At 51.7% G+C, this 1,257-nt stretch carries 1 protein-coding gene; it reads right to left on the minus strand.

The window, feature by feature from the left end:
* Nucleotides 1-31: 31 nt before the first annotated feature.
* Nucleotides 32-1,197 (minus strand): IS3 family transposase gene (locus tag INT20_RS17900; RefSeq protein WP_139296708.1). Its coding sequence is split into 2 segments (ribosomal slippage): nt 32-936 and nt 936-1,197, totalling 1,167 coding nucleotides; the frame shifts between segments, so codons are not numbered across the junction.
* Nucleotides 1,198-1,257 lie beyond the last annotated feature (60 nt).

Genomic DNA, 1,257 nt, shown 5'->3' on the forward strand with positions numbered 1-1,257 from the left:
ATGATCTTACCCAGCAACAGTGGACACTCGTTTAAGCGATCATTCGGACTTCAAACGCCTCTGGGCTGATCATCCCTATAGCACTGTGCCGTCGTTGCTTGTTGTAGTCCAGTTCGATGTATTCAAACACCTGGCGTCTCATCATATCTCGCGTTTTAAAGTTCTCGCCGTGGATCGCTTCCACCTTGAGGCTGTGAAAGAAGCTTTCGGCACAGGCGTTATCATAACAGTTGCCTTTCGCGCTCATACTGCACTTGAGTTCATGTCGCGTCAGTAGCGACTGATACAGCGTCGAACAGTACTGACCACCTCGATCTGAATGGACGATCACGCCTGTTGGCATTTTACGTTTCCATAGCGCCATTTGTAGTGCATCACAGACAAGATCTGCCGTCATACGCTCGCTCATTGCCCAACCAACGACTTTGCGAGAGTAAAGATCAATTAGCACAGCAAGATAAAGCCAACCTTCACCCGTCGCCAAGTAGGTGATATCACCCACCCACTTTTGATTAGGGGCTGAAGCCCTGAAGTCTTGCTCTAGCAGGTTTGGCGCAACAGGTAGCGAATGTCGAGAGTTTGTGGTGGCCTTGAACTTACGGGCAGCTTTAGCACGCAGGCCTTGTCGCTGTAAGCTGGCAGCCACGGTCTTGCGATTCACCGGTATTCCGTCATCTTGCAGGTCTAGAGCTAATCTCGGGGCGCCTGAGCGGCCTTTACGTTGGTGAAACGCCGCAGCCACACGCTTATCGAGAACGGCTTGCTGGCTGCGCTTTAGAGACAGACCTCCTTCGCGCTGTCGCCAAGCGTAGTAGCCGCTTCGAGCGACCCCAACAACATGGCACATGCGCTGAACACTGAAAGCCTGGCGATGACGATGGATAAAGGCGTACTTCACTTCAGGCTCTTCGCAAAGTACACCGCGGCCTTTTTTGTGATAGCCAGCTCCTCATTGGCTTCGGCTAATTGCCGCTTCAGACGAACGTTTTCTTCTGCCAGCGACCGCTCTCGCTCAGATGTATCTTGCTGTTGCTGAACCTTAGAACGCCACTGATAAAGCTGACTCGAGTGTATGCCCAGTTCACGAGCCGCTGCGGCAACGCCTATGCGATCAGCAAGCGCTAACGCTTCTTGCCGATAGGTATCTGAGTAACGGGTATAGGATTTTTTCTTCATTGATGTCGTCGATCTTGCCATGGTTCACCTCGTTGCAGTGTATTACATTCTTGAGGTGTCCATCGTTACTGGGCAAGATCA

Origin of the sequence: Halomonas citrativorans, assembly GCF_014898005.1 — a bacterium.
Taxonomy (GTDB): domain Bacteria; phylum Pseudomonadota; class Gammaproteobacteria; order Pseudomonadales; family Halomonadaceae; genus Vreelandella; species Vreelandella citrativorans.